General features: G+C 72.7%; 14 protein-coding genes. 7 read left to right on the top strand and 7 right to left on the bottom strand.

All coding sequences use genetic code 11. The annotated features are described in order from the left end of the window. Positions 1-41: 41 nt before the first annotated feature. Both FHX46_RS17505 and FHX46_RS29055 read right to left on the bottom strand, forming a co-directional pair. Entirely contained in the window at positions 42-755 is a 714-nt protein-coding gene (locus tag FHX46_RS17505; protein WP_167116047.1) for a hypothetical protein, read from the bottom strand. Positions 756-964: 209 nt separating this feature from the next. Continuing rightward, positions 965-3,475 (bottom strand): LuxR C-terminal-related transcriptional regulator, encoded by a 2,511-nt coding sequence (locus FHX46_RS29055; RefSeq protein ID WP_167116044.1) that lies wholly within the window; start codon positions 3,473-3,475, stop codon positions 965-967. Positions 3,476-3,926: 451 nt separating this feature from the next. Here FHX46_RS29055 and FHX46_RS17495 point away from each other — a divergent pair, with 451 nt between their 5' ends. The 5 genes from FHX46_RS17495 to FHX46_RS17475 all read left to right on the top strand — a co-directional run bounded on the left by FHX46_RS17495 (position 3,927) and on the right by FHX46_RS17475 (position 11,099). Then, positions 3,927-9,650 (top strand): DUF7927 domain-containing protein, encoded by a 5,724-nt coding sequence (locus FHX46_RS17495; protein WP_167116041.1) that lies wholly within the window; start codon positions 3,927-3,929, stop codon positions 9,648-9,650. Positions 9,651-9,732: 82 nt separating this feature from the next. Next, positions 9,733-9,999 (top strand): hypothetical protein, encoded by a 267-nt coding sequence (locus FHX46_RS17490; RefSeq protein ID WP_167116038.1) that lies wholly within the window; start codon positions 9,733-9,735, stop codon positions 9,997-9,999. Then, positions 9,992-10,711 carry a class E sortase gene (locus FHX46_RS17485; protein WP_167116035.1) on the top strand — a complete coding sequence of 240 codons (720 nt, stop codon included), beginning with the start codon at positions 9,992-9,994 and terminating at the stop codon, positions 10,709-10,711. Before FHX46_RS17490 ends, FHX46_RS17485 begins: the two co-directional genes overlap by 8 nt. 3 nt (positions 10,712-10,714) lie before the next feature. Further along, positions 10,715-10,870, top strand: a complete 156-nt coding sequence (locus FHX46_RS17480) for a hypothetical protein (protein WP_167116032.1) — start codon at positions 10,715-10,717, stop codon at positions 10,868-10,870. Between the two features lie 52 nt (positions 10,871-10,922). Beyond that, positions 10,923-11,099, top strand: coding sequence for a hypothetical protein (locus tag FHX46_RS17475; protein WP_167096930.1), 177 nt, complete (start codon positions 10,923-10,925; stop codon positions 11,097-11,099). Here FHX46_RS17475 and FHX46_RS17470 read toward each other — a convergent pair. Continuing rightward, complete coding sequence (locus FHX46_RS17470) at positions 11,057-11,365, bottom strand: helix-turn-helix domain-containing protein (protein WP_167116029.1); 309 nt, start codon at positions 11,363-11,365, stop codon at positions 11,057-11,059. The two genes, FHX46_RS17475 and FHX46_RS17470, sit on opposite strands and share 43 nt — an antisense overlap. Before the next feature lie 151 nt (positions 11,366-11,516). Here FHX46_RS17470 and FHX46_RS17465 point away from each other — a divergent pair, with 151 nt between their 5' ends. Both FHX46_RS17465 and FHX46_RS17460 read left to right on the top strand, forming a co-directional pair. Next, a complete protein-coding gene (locus FHX46_RS17465; RefSeq protein ID WP_167116026.1) occupies positions 11,517-11,801 on the top strand; it encodes a hypothetical protein in 285 nt (94 codons plus the stop codon). 202 nt (positions 11,802-12,003) lie between these two features. Then, on the top strand, positions 12,004-12,612 hold the full coding sequence (locus FHX46_RS17460) for an RNA polymerase sigma factor (protein WP_167116023.1): 609 nt from the start codon (positions 12,004-12,006) through the stop codon (positions 12,610-12,612). A gap of 65 nt (positions 12,613-12,677) precedes the next feature. On the opposite strand, the gene FHX46_RS17455 is transcribed toward FHX46_RS17460, so the two are convergent. The 4 genes from FHX46_RS17455 to FHX46_RS17440 form a co-directional block, all read right to left on the bottom strand. Then, positions 12,678-14,306, bottom strand: a complete 1,629-nt coding sequence (locus FHX46_RS17455) for a thiamine pyrophosphate-binding protein (RefSeq protein WP_167116020.1) — start codon at positions 14,304-14,306, stop codon at positions 12,678-12,680. Beyond that, on the bottom strand, positions 14,303-15,079 hold the full coding sequence (locus FHX46_RS17450; RefSeq protein WP_167116017.1) for a cyclase family protein: 777 nt from the start codon (positions 15,077-15,079) through the stop codon (positions 14,303-14,305). Before FHX46_RS17450 ends, FHX46_RS17455 begins: the two co-directional genes overlap by 4 nt. Positions 15,080-15,264: 185 nt before the next feature. Then, entirely contained in the window at positions 15,265-15,681 is a 417-nt protein-coding gene (locus tag FHX46_RS17445; RefSeq protein ID WP_167116014.1) for a DUF4267 domain-containing protein, read from the bottom strand. A gap of 18 nt (positions 15,682-15,699) precedes the next feature. Beyond that, on the bottom strand, positions 15,700-16,341 hold the full coding sequence (locus tag FHX46_RS17440) for a hemerythrin domain-containing protein (RefSeq protein WP_167116011.1): 642 nt from the start codon (positions 16,339-16,341) through the stop codon (positions 15,700-15,702). Between the last annotated feature and the right edge of the window lie 47 nt (positions 16,342-16,388).

The raw sequence follows: 16,388 nt of genomic DNA, 5'->3' as shown, positions 1-16,388 counted from the left end.
CGAATCGGCAACACTGCTCCGTTTTCGCGGCTGGACACCGGTCAGTGCGGCGGCTCGTCGATCAGGGACGGGAACAGGTCCAGCAGCCACTCGGCGCGCTGCACGGGATCGGCACCCGGTGGCCGCCGCCTGATCGACAGGACGAGGCCCGGCGACCCGGGCAGGTCCCGTACGAGTTCGCCCAGTTGCTCGGCCCGCGCGCGCTCGGTCACCAGGACCGCGATGTCACAGGGACCGACCGACCCCGCCGATTCGCGGGCGCGCAGGTGCGGCCGGATGCGGTCGGCGATCATCGTGCGCACCGACGCCGACGACCACGGCGCCGTTCCCGGTTCCCATCGCGCCACCCAGACGTGGACGTCGGCGTCGTCGTAGCCGGGCGAGGTGAGGTCGTGCAGGAACGCGGCCCTCGTCCGCACCGTGGTGACCGGGTCCGTGCCGTGCGCGAGCACTGCGTCGCGGGCGACGATGCGCCGCGCGGCGCGACCGGCCATCGCGGTCAGCTCGTCTGGTGCCGGTCCTAAACCGATCGCGGGCAGGCACGACGCGAGGGCGGCGAGGTCGCGTTCGAAGTCGGCGGGGGTGGCGGCCGAGTCGAGACGCTGATCAGCCAGTTCGAGGAGGGCGGGGAACAGGTCGATGCCGGTCAGGCACGCCTCGGCGACGGCGTGCACCGCGTCGAGCGGCCAGGTGAGGTCCGCCGGCCAGCCCCGTTCCGCCGACCGCGCCCGCCAGCGGTTCAGCAGGTTCGTCACCGCTGCGGACACGGTGGTGCCCGGCGGTCCCGCGATTCCTGCACGTTCCTCATCGCCGTGGTAGTGCGCCGGCGGGCATTCCACCACCGAACCCCCCTCGAACCAGCGCATGGCTACCGGGCTTGGACTGGCCACAGTATGGCGCAGCCGGCCACCGTCCACATCGCATTGGATGTGATGCTACTCACTGCGCGGGTTCGGTGTCGAGGTCAGGCGGGGACCGTGGTCTGACCGGGGCTGCGGTGCGGGACGATCGCCGTCGTGGCCGGTCCCGCATCCGCCGGAAGCAGGCCGAGGGCGCGCGCCCGGGCGAGCGCTTCGTCCCGGCTGCCGGCCTTGAGCTTGCGGTACAGCCCGCGAACGTGCGTCTTCACGGTGTTGTAGGAGATGAAGAGCTGGTGCGCGATCCGCTGGCTGGGCAGCCCGGCGGCGAGGTAGTCCAGGATGTGCCGCTCCCGGTCGGTGAGCACGACCAGGTCGAGCCGTTTCGGGAAGAGGTCCGGCACGTTCCGGAGCGCGGGCTCCTGCAGCAGGGCCAGGGCGTCGACGCCGGCGTGCGAGGCCACGTCGGCGAGTTCCGCGCGGGGGACGGTCCGGAACGGGCGCAGCAGTCCGGTGCGGCGCGCGGACGAGACGGCGCGGCGCACCGTCCCGGCGGAACCGGTGCGATCACCCGACCGCAGCTGCGCGATGGCCCGGATGAGCATCAACTCCAGTTCGAGCGACCGTGGCGCGGCACGCAACCACGCGAGATCCTCGCAGTGCTGCACCGCTTCCGCGGGGTTTCCGCCGAGCAGCAGCAACCGCGCGCGGATCACCCGGAGCAGCGGGTGCCGCGGATCGAACTCGTCGAGCACCGCCGAGGCGTGGTTGCCGTGCCCCAGCGCGATGAGCAGGTTGGCCTCGGCCGCGGCCAGGAGCGGGCCGGCGACGCCGCCCGGCCCGCGGTCGCCGCCGTGCGCGGCGCGGACCTGGTCCAGGTGTTTCAGCCCGCCGAGCGGGTCGCCGGCAGCCCAGAGGTATCCACTGTGGACGAACGCGGTGACCGGCCACAGCGGGTCCGGACCCGGCAGCCGGTGCAGCCGGCTGACGCACTCCGCCGCGGTCTTCAGGTCGAGCCGGTCGAGCGCCAGGATCGCCCGGGCGAGCGTGCCGGATCGGGTGCCGGCTGCTTCGGCCGGCACACCGGTGACGTCGCCGCCGGCCGCCAGCGAGACGAGGGCGAGCTGTCCGTGCGCCTCCGCGGCCGCCGCCGGCCCGGCGAGGTCGGCGGCCGTCGAGAGCGCGTGGCGCGCCGCCCGGAGGTCGCCGGTGAGCAGCCGGGTGGTCCCCACCTCCTGGAAGAGCCGGGACAACCGGGGCGCCCCCGCGCCGGCGAAGGTGAGCAGCCGGTCGCCGTGGGCTGTCGCGCGGAGGAGCAGGCCGCGGCCGCGCAGTACCAGGAGGGTGGCCAGACCGGTGTCGAGAACCTCCGGGAGCGCGGACGGCTCCGGCGCCGACGGCGGGAGCGGCGGAAGTGCGGCGAACACCCGGTCGTCCGGCGCACGCAGCAGGAGATCGCGGACCGCCATGGCCCGCGCGCTCGTTTCCAGAGCTGGGACGGGGAGTGCGGCGAACGCGGACCGCAGCACGTCGGTGTGGTTCTCCAGCAGGTCGAGCCAGTGCTCGTCGACGATCCGCACGGCCAGTTCCGGGTCCTGCGCCTGCACGGCCTCCGACAGTGCCGCGGCCGGCTGCCGGTGGTCCCGGTACCACTGCGCGGCTCGCCCGCGCAGCTCGCGAGCCCGCGCCGGGTGGCGGGTGCAGAACACCTCGGACAGCGCGGCGCGGGCAGCCTCGGACCACCGGGGGGTGCGACCGGCGGGGCCGGGCTCGACCAGCAACCCGAGGGCGCCCAGTCGTGCCGGCAGGTGCTCGCCCCGCTCGCCGCCGGCCAGGGACACCAGCAGGCCGGTGGGCGCGGGGCCGAGGAGGGCGGCGGCGAAGGCGAGATCACAAACCCGTTCGTCGTCCAGTTCGGACAGCAGCCGGTCACGCAGGTACTCGGTGACGATGGCGGGTGCCGACGGTGCCGGCCGGCCGGCCCGGGACAGCTCGCGCAACACGATCGCCGCGGCGCGGACGGGTTCGGGCCAGCCACCGCACTCGTGGTGGACGGCCTCAGCCCACTGCGGTGTCCCGGTGAGCCCGCACGCCTGCAGCACCGCCTCGGTTTCGTCCACGGTGAACGCGAGGTCGTGCGCGGTCAGTTCGACGGCGTCCAGGTCGAGTCGGCGGTGCCGGGCGAAGTGGCGCTCGCCGCGCACGCACACCACGAGGCGCAGGCCCGGACAGTCGCGCAGCAGGTACAGCAGATCGCGCTCGACGCCACCGTCGGCGATCTCGTCGAAGTCGTCGACGACGAGCACCAGGTCACCGCATGCCCGGACGGCGCGGGCCAGCCCGTGCAGCGGGGACCGCGCCGGATCGGCCGGGCCGGTGACGCCGGTGTCCAGCAAGGCATCCCGCACGCGGTCCCAGAACTCCGCCGGGCTTGCGGTGGCGCGCACCCGCGCGGCCGGCTTGTTCCCCCGGTCGCGCAACCATTGCGCCACGAGCGCGGTCTTGCCGAATCCCAGCGGTGCCCGCAGCACCGTCAGTGCCGACGGCTGGTCGAGTTCGCGCATCAGCCGCGGCCGCACGATGAGTTCGCGTCCCACGCGCACCCGGTCTTCGTTCACAGTCGACTCCCTGCCACTGCCGTTCCACCCGAGAAGACCGCGGGTGATCGCCGGACATGTCGCGGGTGAGGTGAGGGTGAGGTCACAGCGGGACGGACGGGGCGGGCGGCGCCGGGCCGGGCGGGCGGGGGTGATCACGGGGTGGAATGCGGCGGTTCCGCTCGCGTTCGCTCCGCCGTCCGGCCTACGACTGATCAGTCCCATCTGCACGTGGCTGTCCGCGTGGTCGGGGGGTGGGTCGAGGTGTCCTTGTCAATCGACAGGCCTGGAGATCGCCGTGTCCGCAGATCACACTGCTCAACCGGACGCTGCCGCCGAAAGACCGCCACGCCGGCGCGGGCGGCAAGCCCGGCAACGTGTTCCACTGAGTCAACGATGGCGCCGCCTAAGGCGGGGACCCCGCCGCGGTCTCGCGGCCGGCGCGTCGCTGGCCGTCCTGGCCTCAGTGGTCGTGGCGGGAGGGGTGACGGGTGCGGGCACGACGGCCAGTGCGGCCTCCGGCACCGCCGTCACCTGCTCGACCGATCCGAACATCTTCAACACCGGCTACGACCGGGCGAGCGGTGGTGCGCTGCCGGGCGGCACCGACCCCAGCTGGGAGGTCGCCGGCCCGTTCGGGCCGACCAACCCGCTGCCGGCCGCCGCCCCGCCGCCGGCCGGGGCCACGTGGGGACCGGCCAACGTCGCCCGGATCACCCCGGTGTGGGACCCGAGCCCGTACGACAACGCGCAGTGGATCTCGCAGCAGACCACGGCGAATCCGGACCAGGGCGTGCCGCGCGGTGACTGGTACTACCGGTACCAGTTCACCCTGGACTCCGTGGTGGACCCCGGCGCGTTCACCCTGGCCATGAACTTCCTGGCCGACAACACGGTCACCGAGGTCTACGTCAACGGCGTGCCGCAGAGCTCCAAGACGACCGGGCTGCCGAGCGCACCGGCCGGCCAGGACCCCTACTTCTTCGCCGGGTTCAAGACCCCCGCCGCCGCGCAGACCACGCTGAACCACGACTGGCGTTCCGGTCTCAACACGATGGTCGTGCAGGTGAAGAGCGGGCAGGGTGCCGAGGGCTTCCTCGCCCAGATGCGCCCGAGCGTGCTCTGCCCGACGCTGGAGGTCACCAAGACGGTGGCCGGTCGCGCGTCGGCCGACGACCAGTTCACGGTGAGCGTGGCCGACAGCACCGGCACGGTGATCAACTCGGCCACCACGTCGGGCACCGGCACCACCGCGAGCAGCGGAGCAACCCCGGTGCGCGCGGGTGCCACCTACACCATCACCGATGCGATGGCGGCGGGTGCGGCGAGCCGGCTGAGCTACTACCGGCCCACGATCACCTGCACCAACACCACGACCGGGCAGGCCGTGGCGGCAACGGGCTCGGCACCGTCGTGGAAGTTCACCGTGCCGACGGCGGGAGCGTTCCGCTGCGCGGTGACCAACACCGCGACGCAGGCCTGGAACTGTGACGCCTTCGGTTACCTGTTCCAGACGCCGTCGGCCACCAGCCCGAACGACATCTTCCAGGTCGATCTGGCGACGGGTGCGGCGAAGAAGATCCTGGAGACCCCGACGCCGGTGAACGCGGTCGGGTTCAACACCCTGGACAACTACTTCTACGGCTTCGACAACGCCGGTCACCTGGTCCGGGTCAACGCCGACGGCAGCCTGACCGATCTGGGTGTTCCCCCCGGGATCGCCGACGGTGAGAACTTCAACGTCGGTGACTTCGACAGCAACGGTCACCTGTGGGTGACCCGGTCGGTCTCGCCCGCCAACTGGTACGAGATCGACCTCGTGCCGGGATCACCGACCTACGGCCGGGTCGTCCGGTCCGGCTCGATCACGACGCCGGGCGGGCTCAACAGCGGCGCCGACTGGTCGTGGATCGGCGGCGCTCTCTACAAGGTGGGCTCCGAGGCGGCCACCGGCGCGCCGCACCTGCTGAAGTTCGACCCCGTCACCGGCACGGAAAGCGACGCCGGGCGCATCGTGGGGATGCCGGACAACCCGTTCATCGGTGCCACCTACGCCGATGCGGCAGGCTACCTGTACAGCTCGGACAACACCACCGGCGACATCTACCGCACCGACCCGCGCACCCGCCAGTCGATCCTGGTCTCGCACGGTCCCGCCTCCGGCGGCAACGACGGCGCTCGCTGCGCCAGCGCGCCGATCCCCACCATCACGGTGGAGAAGCAGGTGGCCGGGCGGGTCCAGGCCGCCGACCAGTTCACCGTCGGCCTCCTGGCCGGCGGCGGTACCCAGCTGACCGCGGCCACCACCACGGGGACGAACACCTCGGCGAGCACGGCGAACTGGCCGGTGACGCAGGGCGCCACCTACACGATCACCGACGCGATGGCGCCCGGCTCCCCGGACGCGATCAGCGCCTACGCCGCGACCATCACCTGCGTGGACTCCACCACCGGTGACCCGGTCCCGGCCGGCGGGAACGGTCCGTGGACCTTGACCGTGTCCACCACGCACAACTACAAGTGCACGGTCACCAACACGCCCGGAACCCCGTCGTACGAGGTGACCAAGACCGCCGGGACCGCCGGTCCGGTCCACCCGGGCGACAAGGTCACCTACACCGTGACGGTCCGCAACACCGGCAGTGTCCCGTACACCGCCGAGAACCCCGCGTCGTTCACCGACGACCTGTCGGCGGTGCTGGACGACGCGACCTACAACAACGATGCCACCGGTGGCGCGACCGTCCAGGGCACCACGCTGTCCTGGTCCGGCCCGCTGGCGGTCGGCGCGACCGTCACCGTCACCTACTCGGTCACGGTCGACAACCCGGTGACCGGTGACCAGAAGCTGCGCAACGCCGTGACCGGCGGGACGAACTGCCCGCCGGGTGCGACCGATCCGGCCTGTGCGCCGCCGGAGATCCCGGTGCAGTCGTTCCGGGCGGTGAAGACCACCGACGCCACCGCGGTGACGCCGGGCTCGGTGATCCACTACACGGTCACGGTCACCAACACCGGGATCGTGGACTACCCGGCGGGCAACCCGGCGTCGTTCACCGACGACCTGTCGGCGGTGCTGGACGACGCGACCTACAACAACGACGCGGACAACGGGGCGACCTACACCGCGCCGACCCTGTCGTGGTCGGGTCCGCTCGCCGTGGGCCAGTCCGTCGAGGTGCACTACTCGCTGACGGTCAACGACCCGCACACCGGTGACCAGCGGCTGGCCAACGCCGTGGTCACGCCACCGGGCACCGGCGGCAACTGCGCCGCCGGGTCCACCGACCCCGCGTGCACCACGACGACGCCGTCGAAGTCGTTCAGCGTCACCAAGTCCGCCTCGCAGCAGGACGCGAACCCGGGTGACACGATCACCTACACGGTCGTCGTGACGAACACCGGCCAGGCCGCCTACCCGGCAGAGGCACCGGCGTCGTTCACCGACGACCTGTCGGGGGTGCTGGACGACGCGACCTACAACAACGACGCCACCGGTGGGGCGACCTACGCCGAACCGGTGCTGTCGTGGTCGGGTCCCCTCGCGGTCGGCGAATCCGTCACGGTCACGTACACGGTGACGGTCCACAACCCGGACACCGGTGACAAGCGGCTGGTGAACGCGGTCAGCAACCCGCCGGGCACCGGTGGTGGCTGCGCCCCGGGCTCGACCGATCCCGCGTGCCACAACGTGGTTGCGGTCCGGTCGTTCTCGGTCGCCAAGAAGGCCGACCCGGCCGAGGCCGGGCTGGGCGACACCGTGACCTACACGGTGACGGTGACCAACACCGGTCAGGCCGCCTACACCGCGCAGAACCCGGCCGGCTTCATCGACGACCTGTCGGGGGTGCTGGACGACGCGACCTACAACAACGACGCGGACAACGGGGCGACCTACACCGCGCCGACCCTGTCGTGGTCGGGACCCCTCGCCGTCGGGCAGACGGTCACGGTGACCTACTCGGTGACCGTGCACAAGCCCGGCACCGGTGACCACGACCTGGTCAACGGCGTCAGCGCACCACCGGGCGTGCCCGGCTTCACCTGCGCGGACGGCTCGCTCGCCCCGTGCGCACCGGGCCACGTGCCGGTGTCCGACTACACGGTGACCAAGACGGCGTCGGCCGCCCAGGCCGGCACCGGCGAGAAGGTCACCTACACCGTCACGGTGACCAACACCGGCAGGACCGGCTACACGGCCGCCAACCCGGCCACGTTCACCGACGACCTGTCCGGTGTCCTGGACGACGCCACCTACAACGACGACGCCACCAACGGCGCCACGGTCGACCGGAACACGCTGTCCTGGTCCGGCCCGCTCGCGGTCGGCCAGTCGGTGACGGTGACCTACTCGGTGACGGTGAACGCGCCGAGCACCGGTGACCACCACCTGCGCAACGCGGTGACCGGCGGCGGCAACTGCCCGCCGGGCGCGGACGCTGCGGCCTGCCGGACGGACACGCCGGTCGCGTCCTACACGGTCGCCAAGTCCGCGTCGGCCGAGAAGGCCCTGCCCGGCGACACCATCACCTACACGATGACGGTGACCAACACCGGCCAGGCCGATTACACGGCGGAGAACCCGGCCGCGTTCAGCGACAACCTGGCCGCCGTGCTGGACGACGCCACCTACAACAACGACGCCACCAACGGCGCGCAGTACGTGGCGCCGGTGCTGTCGTGGTCCGGTCCGCTCGCGGTCGGGCAGACGGTGACGGTGACCTACTCGGTGACCGTCGGCAACCCGGACAGCGGTGACCACCAGCTCACCAACGCCCCGGTGCTGCCGGACGTCCCCGGCGCCGGGTGCGCCGACGGCACGCCCGGACCGTGTGACCCGGTCCAGACTCCGGTGCAGTCCTACGACGTGGTCAAGACGGTCGACAAGACCAAGGCCGCGGCGGGGGACAAGCTCACCTACACGGTGACGGTGACCAACACCGGCAAGGTCGACTACCCGGCCGGGGCCCCGGCGAGCTTCACCGACGACCTGTCGGCGGTGCTCGACGACGCGACCTACAACAACGACGCCACCGGCGGGGCGACCTACGCCGAACCGGTGCTGTCGTGGTCGGGTCCGCTCGCCGTCGGGCAGGCGGTCACGGTGACCTACTCGGTCACGGTGCACAGCCCGGACACCGGTGACCAGAAGCTGGGCAACACCGTGGTGACCCCGGCGGGCGGCGGCAGCTGCCCCGCGGGGACCACCAACCCGCAGTGCACGGCGAACGTGCCGGGCAACCAGCTGAAGGTGACCAAGACGACCTCGTCGGCCACGGCCGCTCCGGGGGAGAAGGTGACCTACACGGTGACGGTGACCAACACCGGCCAGGCCGACTTCACCGCACAGGACCCGGCGAGCTTCACCGACGACCTGTCCGCTGTGCTCGACGACGCCACCTACAACGGTGACGCCACCGGCGGCGCCACGGTCGACGGGACCACGCTGTCCTGGTCCGGTCCGCTGCCCGCGGGGCAGTCGGTGACGGTGACCTACTCGGTGACCGTGCACGACCCGGACACCGGCGACCGGTTGCTGGACAACAAGGTGGTCACCCCGCCGGGGCTGAACGGCAACTGCACCACGGGGTCCACCGACCCGGACTGCGGTACGCGGACCAGCGTGCGGTCGTTCGAGGTGGTCAAGCACGCCTCCACCGGCCACGCCGGACCGGGCGGCAAGGTCACCTACACCGTCACGGTGACCAACACCGGGCAGGTGGCCTACACCGCGGACAAGCCGGCGAGCTTCACCGACGACCTGTCCGCTGTGCTCGACGACGCGACCTACAACGGTGACGCCACCGGCGGCGCCACGGTCGACGGGACCACGCTGTCCTGGTCCGGTCCGCTCGCGGTGGGAGGCACGACGACGGTCACCTACTCGGTCACGGTGAACGATCCGGCCCGTGGCGACGGGAACCTCCACAACGTGGTGGTCACCCCGCCGGGTTCGGGCGGGTTCAACCCGGGCGGCAACTGCGCCGCCGGTGCGGACAACCCGGACTGCCGGACCGACACGGCGGTCGACACGCCGGCCGGTCCCGGCAAGCCGGGCGCGCCGGGCGCCTCGGGTGGCGGCAAGCTCGCCACCACGGGTGACAACACCTGGCTGCAGCTGCTCGTGGCGGGGATCCTCCTCGCACTCGGCGGTGCGCTGCTCACGGTGATCAGGGTCCGCCGCCGCCACGGCTGACCCGGCCGACGCTCTGCCCGTCCCGCCCCGCGAACTTCCGGGGCGGGACGGGCAGAGCCCGCCGAACCAGAAGGAGCACTCGATGATCCGCGCAGCACTCGCCGGACTCGTCGCCGTGGTGATCGCCACCGGGGGACCGGTCGGCGCAGCCGCGGCAGGCGCTCGCCCCGCCGGGCTGTCGGCAGGCCCCGGGAACGGGGTGACCGCACTGCGATCCGGCGCCGCGGCGACCCACGTCGGGCCGGACGAGGACGGTCCGGGGGTCCTGCGCTGGCTCCTGGCCGGCTCGCCGGCGGTGGCCGCAGCTGTGGCTGTGGTCCTGTGGTGGCTACGGCGCCGGGATGCCTGAGGTGGCCGGCATCGGCGCGGCGGCACGGCCCGCCGTCCGCGCGGTTCGCCGGCTGGTGCAGGTCACCGGTGAGCTGTCCGTGGTGCTCGGTCTGGTGGTGCTGTTGTTCGTGGCCTACGAGGAGTTCGGGGTGGTGGCCCGGGTCGCCGGGCAGCAACAGATCCTCGACCGGCAACTCGACCAGCTGTGGCAAAGCGGTGCGGCGCCACCGGATGCGTCCACAGTGGTGTCCCCGGCGGCGACCACGGACGCGAGCGCGGAGGGCATGCCCCTCGCGCGGCTGTACCTGCCCCGGCTCGGGCTGCACTGGGCCGTGGTGCAAGGCGTGTCCCCGGCCGATCTGCGCACGGGGCCGGGACACTACCCGGGCAGCCAGTCGCCCGGCGAGCCCGGCAACTTCGCGGTGGCCGGGCACCGGGTGCGTGGCACCTTCTGGGACCTGGACAAACTGGTACCCGGCGACGCGGTCGTGGTCGAGACGGCGGAGCAGTGGTTCGTGTACCGGGTGACCGGCACGAGCGTGGTGGCGCCGACCGACAGCACCGTCATCGCCGCCAACCCCGCCGATCCCGGTGCACCACCCGTGCGGCAGCTGCTGACCCTGACGACGTGCAATCCCCGGTGGGGCAACTGGGAACGGCTGATCGTGCACGCCGAACTCGCCGGCACGCGGGGGAAAACCGCCGGCAGGCCACCGGAACTGGAGGGATGAGCCGTGCTGGATCTGGTGTGGCGGTGGCTGCCCGGCAACCGGGTGGTCAAGCTGCTGATCTTGCTCGGGGTCGCGGCGGCACTGGGCATCGCGTTGTGGTACCTCGCTTTTCCCCGTCTGGATGCCTGGCTGCACGACGACACCGCGACGCTCGGGTGACACGATCAGCTGAGGCACGTTTCAGCTCGTCTGCGCGGTCGATCCTCTGAGCGTGTCCGAGAACGACGCGTTGCGCGCCTTTCTCGCGCGCTGCCGGGAGTACGACATCGACGTGCAGGAAGCCCGCCGGGTCCTGGCCCGGGCCCGGACGGACGTGCAGTCCGGACGGGTCCTCGAGCTGGACCCCTACAAGCTGGCGTGGCGCCGGTTGCGGTGCCGCAGCACGTGAGCCCGCGCCGGCGACGGCGAGCGCACCCGGCGGTCGGCGGTGGCGACGACGGTGTCGACCCGGGCACCGAGTGCGGTGCACAGCTCGGCGAGCAGCTCCAGCTTCAGCGCGCGGTAACCGTTTTCGTAGCCGGAGATGGCCGAGGGCGAGACCGCACCGCCCATCCGCGTGCTCAGGTCGCTCCGTGTCCACCCGCGACGCGTGCGCAGCTCGCGCAGGACGTCGCCCACCGCGGCGGCGAAGAGGGCCGGCTGCTCGTTTTCCATAACGGAGCAACGATGCCGCCGGCCGGTCATGACGCCGGGTCGAGGTGTGGTCCAGATCCCATCCGAAAGGGAAAGTCCGTTCGGCGACATGCCGCTTCGCGCCGCGCCGTCTCCTAACGGGACGATTCCGCACGAGCGAGTGGGAGCAACGATGAACGGGCGCATCCAGGTACGGGTGAGGGACGGCATCGCGGTGGCCCGGTGCTACCGCCGCACGGTGTGCGGCTGCGGGCGCAGGCAGCGCAGGCTCCAGGTGTTCGGCACCCCGCTGCACGACGCCACCGGCGTCGTCCGACCGCGGCGCGACCTCCGGCGGGTGTTCCGCGCCCAGGCACGCGCGTGGCAGCCGGACCGCACCTGCGACGTGTGCGCGCGCCGGACGAGCCGCTCCCCGGCGTTCGGCGCTCCAAAAAGGAGCAACGTGACCACTTTGTGATCAAGGTTGCGTTCCCGTCGGCGCACTATCGGGGCGTGTATCCGGTGCGTTATCGCGGCAGCCCCGTATTCACCCTTCTGGCAGAGCCCATTGCGCGCAGCGTAGTGGACTCCACCAGCAGTAGCGCGTGATCACCCGAATGCCGATCCGGGCCTGTAGTTGTATCGGTTGCCGAGTGACCGGTTCGGCCGAGGAGGGGCATATGAGCGAGGTACTGGCCGGCAGAGCGCCGGGTCCCACCGACGAGGACCTGCTGTCGGCGGCACGCGGCGGCGACCGGGAGGCGGTCACGCAGCTCTACCGCCGGCACCACGCGGATCTGGTGCGGTACGCACGCCGGTTCGTCCGGTCGGTCGCGGATGCGGAGGACGTCTCCGCCGACGCACTGCTGCGCATGATGGTGGCGCTGGACGCCGGGCGCGGCCCGCTCACCAACGTCGGCGCCTACCTGCGGACCACGGTCCGCCGCCTCGCGATCGACCTGGCCGGGCGAAACGCGCTGAGCCTGCCCGCCGGGCTCGAGGCGGGCGAGGGCGCGGCCACCCCGGAACCGGACGGCGAACCGGCCCTCCACGCCGCCTTCGCCGCACTGCCGCCGCGGTGGCGCGACGTGCTCTGGCGGGTGGACGTGCTGGGCTACCGGCCGCAGGACCTCGCCGCCGAATCCGGGATCTCGCCCGCCGCCGCGTGCTCCTTGCTGTGGCGGGCACGCACCGCGCTGCGCAGGCAGTACGACGAACTGCGGACCGGAACCGCCGGGGATCCCGGTGCGCCGGCGGCCGCCCGGCCGGCTGCGCCCGGGCCGGCGTGAACGCGCCGGCGCCGGCCGGTCCGCAGTCCTCAGTGCCCTCAGTGTCCTTAGTGCCCTTAGTGCCCTTAGTGCCCGTGGAACGCCTCGGCGAGCCACCACGACCCGCCGTCGTCGGTGATCTTCGCGTCGACCAGGAGCGGGGCCTCGCGCGGCCCGGCGAGCCAGTCCGTGACGGCCCGCAGATCGCCGGTGGTGCGGACGGTGACGCCGGTGCAGCCGAAGCCGCGGGCGATGGCCGCGATATCGGTGGACGGGAAGCGGATGGTGGTGTGGTCGCCGGTGAAGTGGTGGACCTCGGCACCGTAGGCGGCGTCGTCGTACACGATCACCACCAGCGGCAGCCCCAGCCGGACCGCGGTGTCCAGTTCGGCGGCCGCCATGTGGAAGCCGCCGTCGCCCAGTGCCGCGACCGGCAGCCTGCCGGGCTGGGCGATCGCGGCGCCGATCGCCGTGGCCAGTCCCAGCCCGATCGACTGGAACGCCTGCGTGAAGCAGAACCCGAACTCGTCCGGCACCCCGAGGTAGGCGCTGGGATAGCCCATGAAGTTGCCGGAATCCACCGACACCACGCGCTCGGCGGGCAGGATCCGGTCCAGCGCCACCGACAGGGTCCGCGGATCGATCAGCTCACCGGTCGACTCGTCGGTGAAGTCGGCGGTGGACCAGCGCCCACGGGCCGCGATCCGGGCGCGCAGGTCGGGGGAGCGGTAGCCGGGCGCGGGCCGGTCGCCCAGCTCGGCGAGGACCGCGCGGGCGGTGGCGGCCGCGTCGCCGGGCACGCCGAGATCCACCGGGCGGTGCGCACCCAGCGCGTCCGCCGCCACGTCCACCTGCGCCAGCCGGGTGCCGGGGCCGATCAGCCTGCCCTGGCGCGTGGTCCAGCGGTTGAGCGCACAACCCCAGCCGACGACGAGGTCCGCGTCGTGGATCAGCTCCGCGGCCAGCGGTGACGCGAAACCGCCGGAGATGCCCAGCGCCCACGGGTCGTCGTGGAACAGCCCGTGCGCCACCGCGGACGTCGCGAGCAGCGCGCCGGACGCGTCCGCCAGCGCCCGGATTTCCGCCCCCGCGCCCCGGCCACCGCGGCCGGCGATGAACACCGGCCGCCGCGCGGCGGCGATCAGCGCGGCCAGTTCGGTGACCGCGGCGGGATCCGGCTGCACCACCGGTGGATCTTCGACCGGCGCGAGCGGCTGCGGTGGCGGAGCGGGCATCGCCTGGACGTCGAGCGGCAGGTTGAGCACGACGGTCCGGCGCTCGTGCAGCGCCGTCCGGTAGGCGCGGACGGTGTCGGCGACCGCGGTGCCCGGGCCGTGCACGCGGTCGGCGACCGCGCCGACCGCACGGGCCAGGCCGTCCTGGTCGATGCGGAAGTTGTTGAGCGGATCGTCGGCGGGGGTGTCGGCGGTGAGCACGATCAGCGGGGTGCGGCTCTTGGCCGCCTCGCCGATGCCGGTGACGGCGTTGGCCAGCCCCGGGCCCTGGTGGGTCGTCACGATCGCGACCCGGCCGCTCATCCGGGCGCACGCGTCGGCGGCGGTGGCCGCCCCGCCTTCGTGCCGGGTGGCGTAGAAGGCGGCCCCGGCGGCGCGCAGGGCGTTGGTGACGTGGAAGTTTCCGCTGCCCACCACGCCGAAGACCGGGCCCGCGCCCAGCCGGGCCAGGGCGTTGCCCACCGCTTCGGCGACGATCACGACCGCTCCACGAACGCGTAGACGCGCGCCGGGCTGCCCGAGCCGCCGACGATCGGCAGCGGCGAGACGACCAGCAGGGCGCCGGCCGGGGGCAGCTGGGCGAGGTTGCGCAGCTGGGTCAGCCCGCACTTGCCCGCGCCCAGCAGCCGGTCGTGGCACGGGAAGATCGGATCCAGCTCGGCGGCGCGGCCGGCGTCGGTGCCCACGGTCTCCACCCCGAATCCCGCGATCGGGGCTTCCTCGGCCAGCCACTGGGCGCACTCCGGCGAGACACCCGGGGTGTGCGAGACGCCGTCGCCGGCGTTGAGGAAGTCCGCCTGGTCGCCGGAGCGCGCGTCCCACCCCGTGCGGTAGAGCAGCCACCCGCCCTCGGGCAGGGGGCCGTGGTCGCGTTCCCACCGCCGGACGTCGTCGATACCGAGGAGGAAGTCCGGGTCGTCGGCGACCCGGTCCGACGCGTCGAGCACCGCCGCGGGCCCGATCAGCGTGCGCAGCGGGATCCGGTCCACGCTGGGCCCGTCCTTGCCGGAGAGCCAGTGGACGGGTGCGTCGACGTGGGTGCCGACGTGCTCGCCGGTGTGGATGTCGTTCCAGTACCAGCGCGGGCCCCGGTCGTCGTAGCGGCTGATCTCGGTCAACTGGAAGCTCGCGGTGTTGGCGAAGGGCGGTGGCAGCTGCAACACCGGGGTGCTCGCCGAGAGCGGCGCCGTCAGGTCCACGACCTCGACGCCGCCGGTCCGCAGCGCGGTCACCAGGTCGGCCAGTACGGGCATGGAAAACCTCCCGGGTCTCGCCCGGCCGGTCTCCGGTGACCGGCTCCGCGGACGAGCGTAGTCGGCGGCCGGGCCGCCGGCGGTGCGAAGCAGCGGCCGCTGCCGTACCACTCTCGCGGCGCGGTGCCCGGGGCCGTCGAACCCCGGACACCCGCGTTCCGTCCGGCATCGATCGGACGCGGCCGTCAGCTCAGCGCCGGCGCCGGGGCGGCGGTGACCGTGCGGGTCTCGCGCAGGGTCAGCAGCCCGATGACGACGATCACCGTTGCGGTCAGGCCGTGGACGCCGAATGCGATGGCCGCGGAGCCGTGGTGGGCGAGCACGGTGGTCATGTCGCCGAACGGGGTGACGGCCTCGGCCAGCAGGACGAAGCCCAGGGCCCGGCGGTGACCGGTCAGCAGCAGGACGGCCAGGACGAGGCCGGACACGGTGTCCCGGACGCCCTTGAGGATCAGGAAGCCGTCACCGTCGCCGGAAGGCCAGTCCGGCAGGCCGAAGCCCGGTGCGATGGTCCCGGGGGCCACCAGATAGGACAGTCCGATGTAGAGGATGAACAGGATGCCGGCGGTGGTCAGGGCGGTGTTGACGGTTTTGAGTGACATGGTGGTCTCCGGAGGAGGTCAGGCCGCGCGGACGCGGCGGATGTGGCGGGCGTAACGGGGGCGGCCGAGCACGTGCCAGATGACGCGTACCGGTGCCGGCAGGGCGGACAGCAGCGTCGCGCGCTCGGCCCGGTTCGCGTCCTCCAGCACGAGGCCGAGGAGCGTGAGCAGGGTGAGCTTGGGCGTGTTGGCCACCAGGTGGTCGCCCTGGGCACTCCATTCCCCCTCGGTGAGGTGCTCAGCCGCGAGCGGGAGGAGAGTGGTTTCCTCGTCGTCGAGGTGTTCGAGCAGGACCGCCCGGTGGTCGGCGAGGACGGCCACGAGCGTGTCGCGCTCGTCGGCACCCGCGGTGGACTCCCACTGCGGGACCACGGCATCCAGCTTCGCCAGGGTGGCCGCGACGCGCTCGTGCTGGGCCTCCATGCGCAGGACGACGTCCGCCTCCAGATCGACCCGGGACAGCAGCGGTGGCCACAGCAGCTCGTCCTCGCCCTCGTGGTGGTTCTTCAGCCCCAGCCGGTAGTCGCGGAAGTGGTCGGCGATCACCTTGGCCCGTGCGGTGTCCCCGGGCGCGACCGCGGCGACGAGCTCCGGCAGCAGCCGGGACTCGCGGCGGAAGGCTCGGTGGACGATCTCCATCTCCTGGGTGTTGACCGGCATCTGTTCCTGCCCTTCATCGGTTCGACGTGAGCAAGACTGCTCCCGGG

Origin of the sequence: Amycolatopsis viridis (assembly GCF_011758765.1) — a bacterium.
In the GTDB taxonomy this organism is placed as follows: Bacteria; Actinomycetota; Actinomycetes; order Mycobacteriales; family Pseudonocardiaceae; genus Amycolatopsis_E; species Amycolatopsis_E viridis.
The sequence above is the reverse complement of the archived record's forward strand: the minus strand, read 5'-3'. Positions and strand labels throughout refer to the sequence as shown.

Excerpts from the sequence above, each read along its gene's own strand:
- FHX46_RS17440 (WP_167116011.1), bottom strand. The coding sequence starts at position 16,341 with ATGCCGGTCAACACCCAGGAGATGGAGATCGTCCACCGAGCCTTCCGC.
- FHX46_RS17460 (WP_167116023.1), top strand. The coding sequence starts at position 12,004 with ATGAGCGAGGTACTGGCCGGCAGAGCGCCGGGTCCCACCGACGAGGAC.
- FHX46_RS17470 (WP_167116029.1), bottom strand. The coding sequence starts at position 11,365 with ATGGAAAACGAGCAGCCGGCCCTCTTCGCCGCCGCGGTGGGCGACGTC.
- FHX46_RS17485 (WP_167116035.1), top strand. The coding sequence starts at position 9,992 with ATGCCTGAGGTGGCCGGCATCGGCGCGGCGGCACGGCCCGCCGTCCGC.
- FHX46_RS17465 (WP_167116026.1), top strand. The coding sequence starts at position 11,517 with ATGAACGGGCGCATCCAGGTACGGGTGAGGGACGGCATCGCGGTGGCC.
- FHX46_RS17450 (WP_167116017.1), bottom strand. The coding sequence starts at position 15,079 with ATGCCCGTACTGGCCGACCTGGTGACCGCGCTGCGGACCGGCGGCGTC.
- FHX46_RS17490 (WP_167116038.1), top strand. The coding sequence starts at position 9,733 with ATGATCCGCGCAGCACTCGCCGGACTCGTCGCCGTGGTGATCGCCACC.
- FHX46_RS17445 (WP_167116014.1), bottom strand. The coding sequence starts at position 15,681 with ATGTCACTCAAAACCGTCAACACCGCCCTGACCACCGCCGGCATCCTG.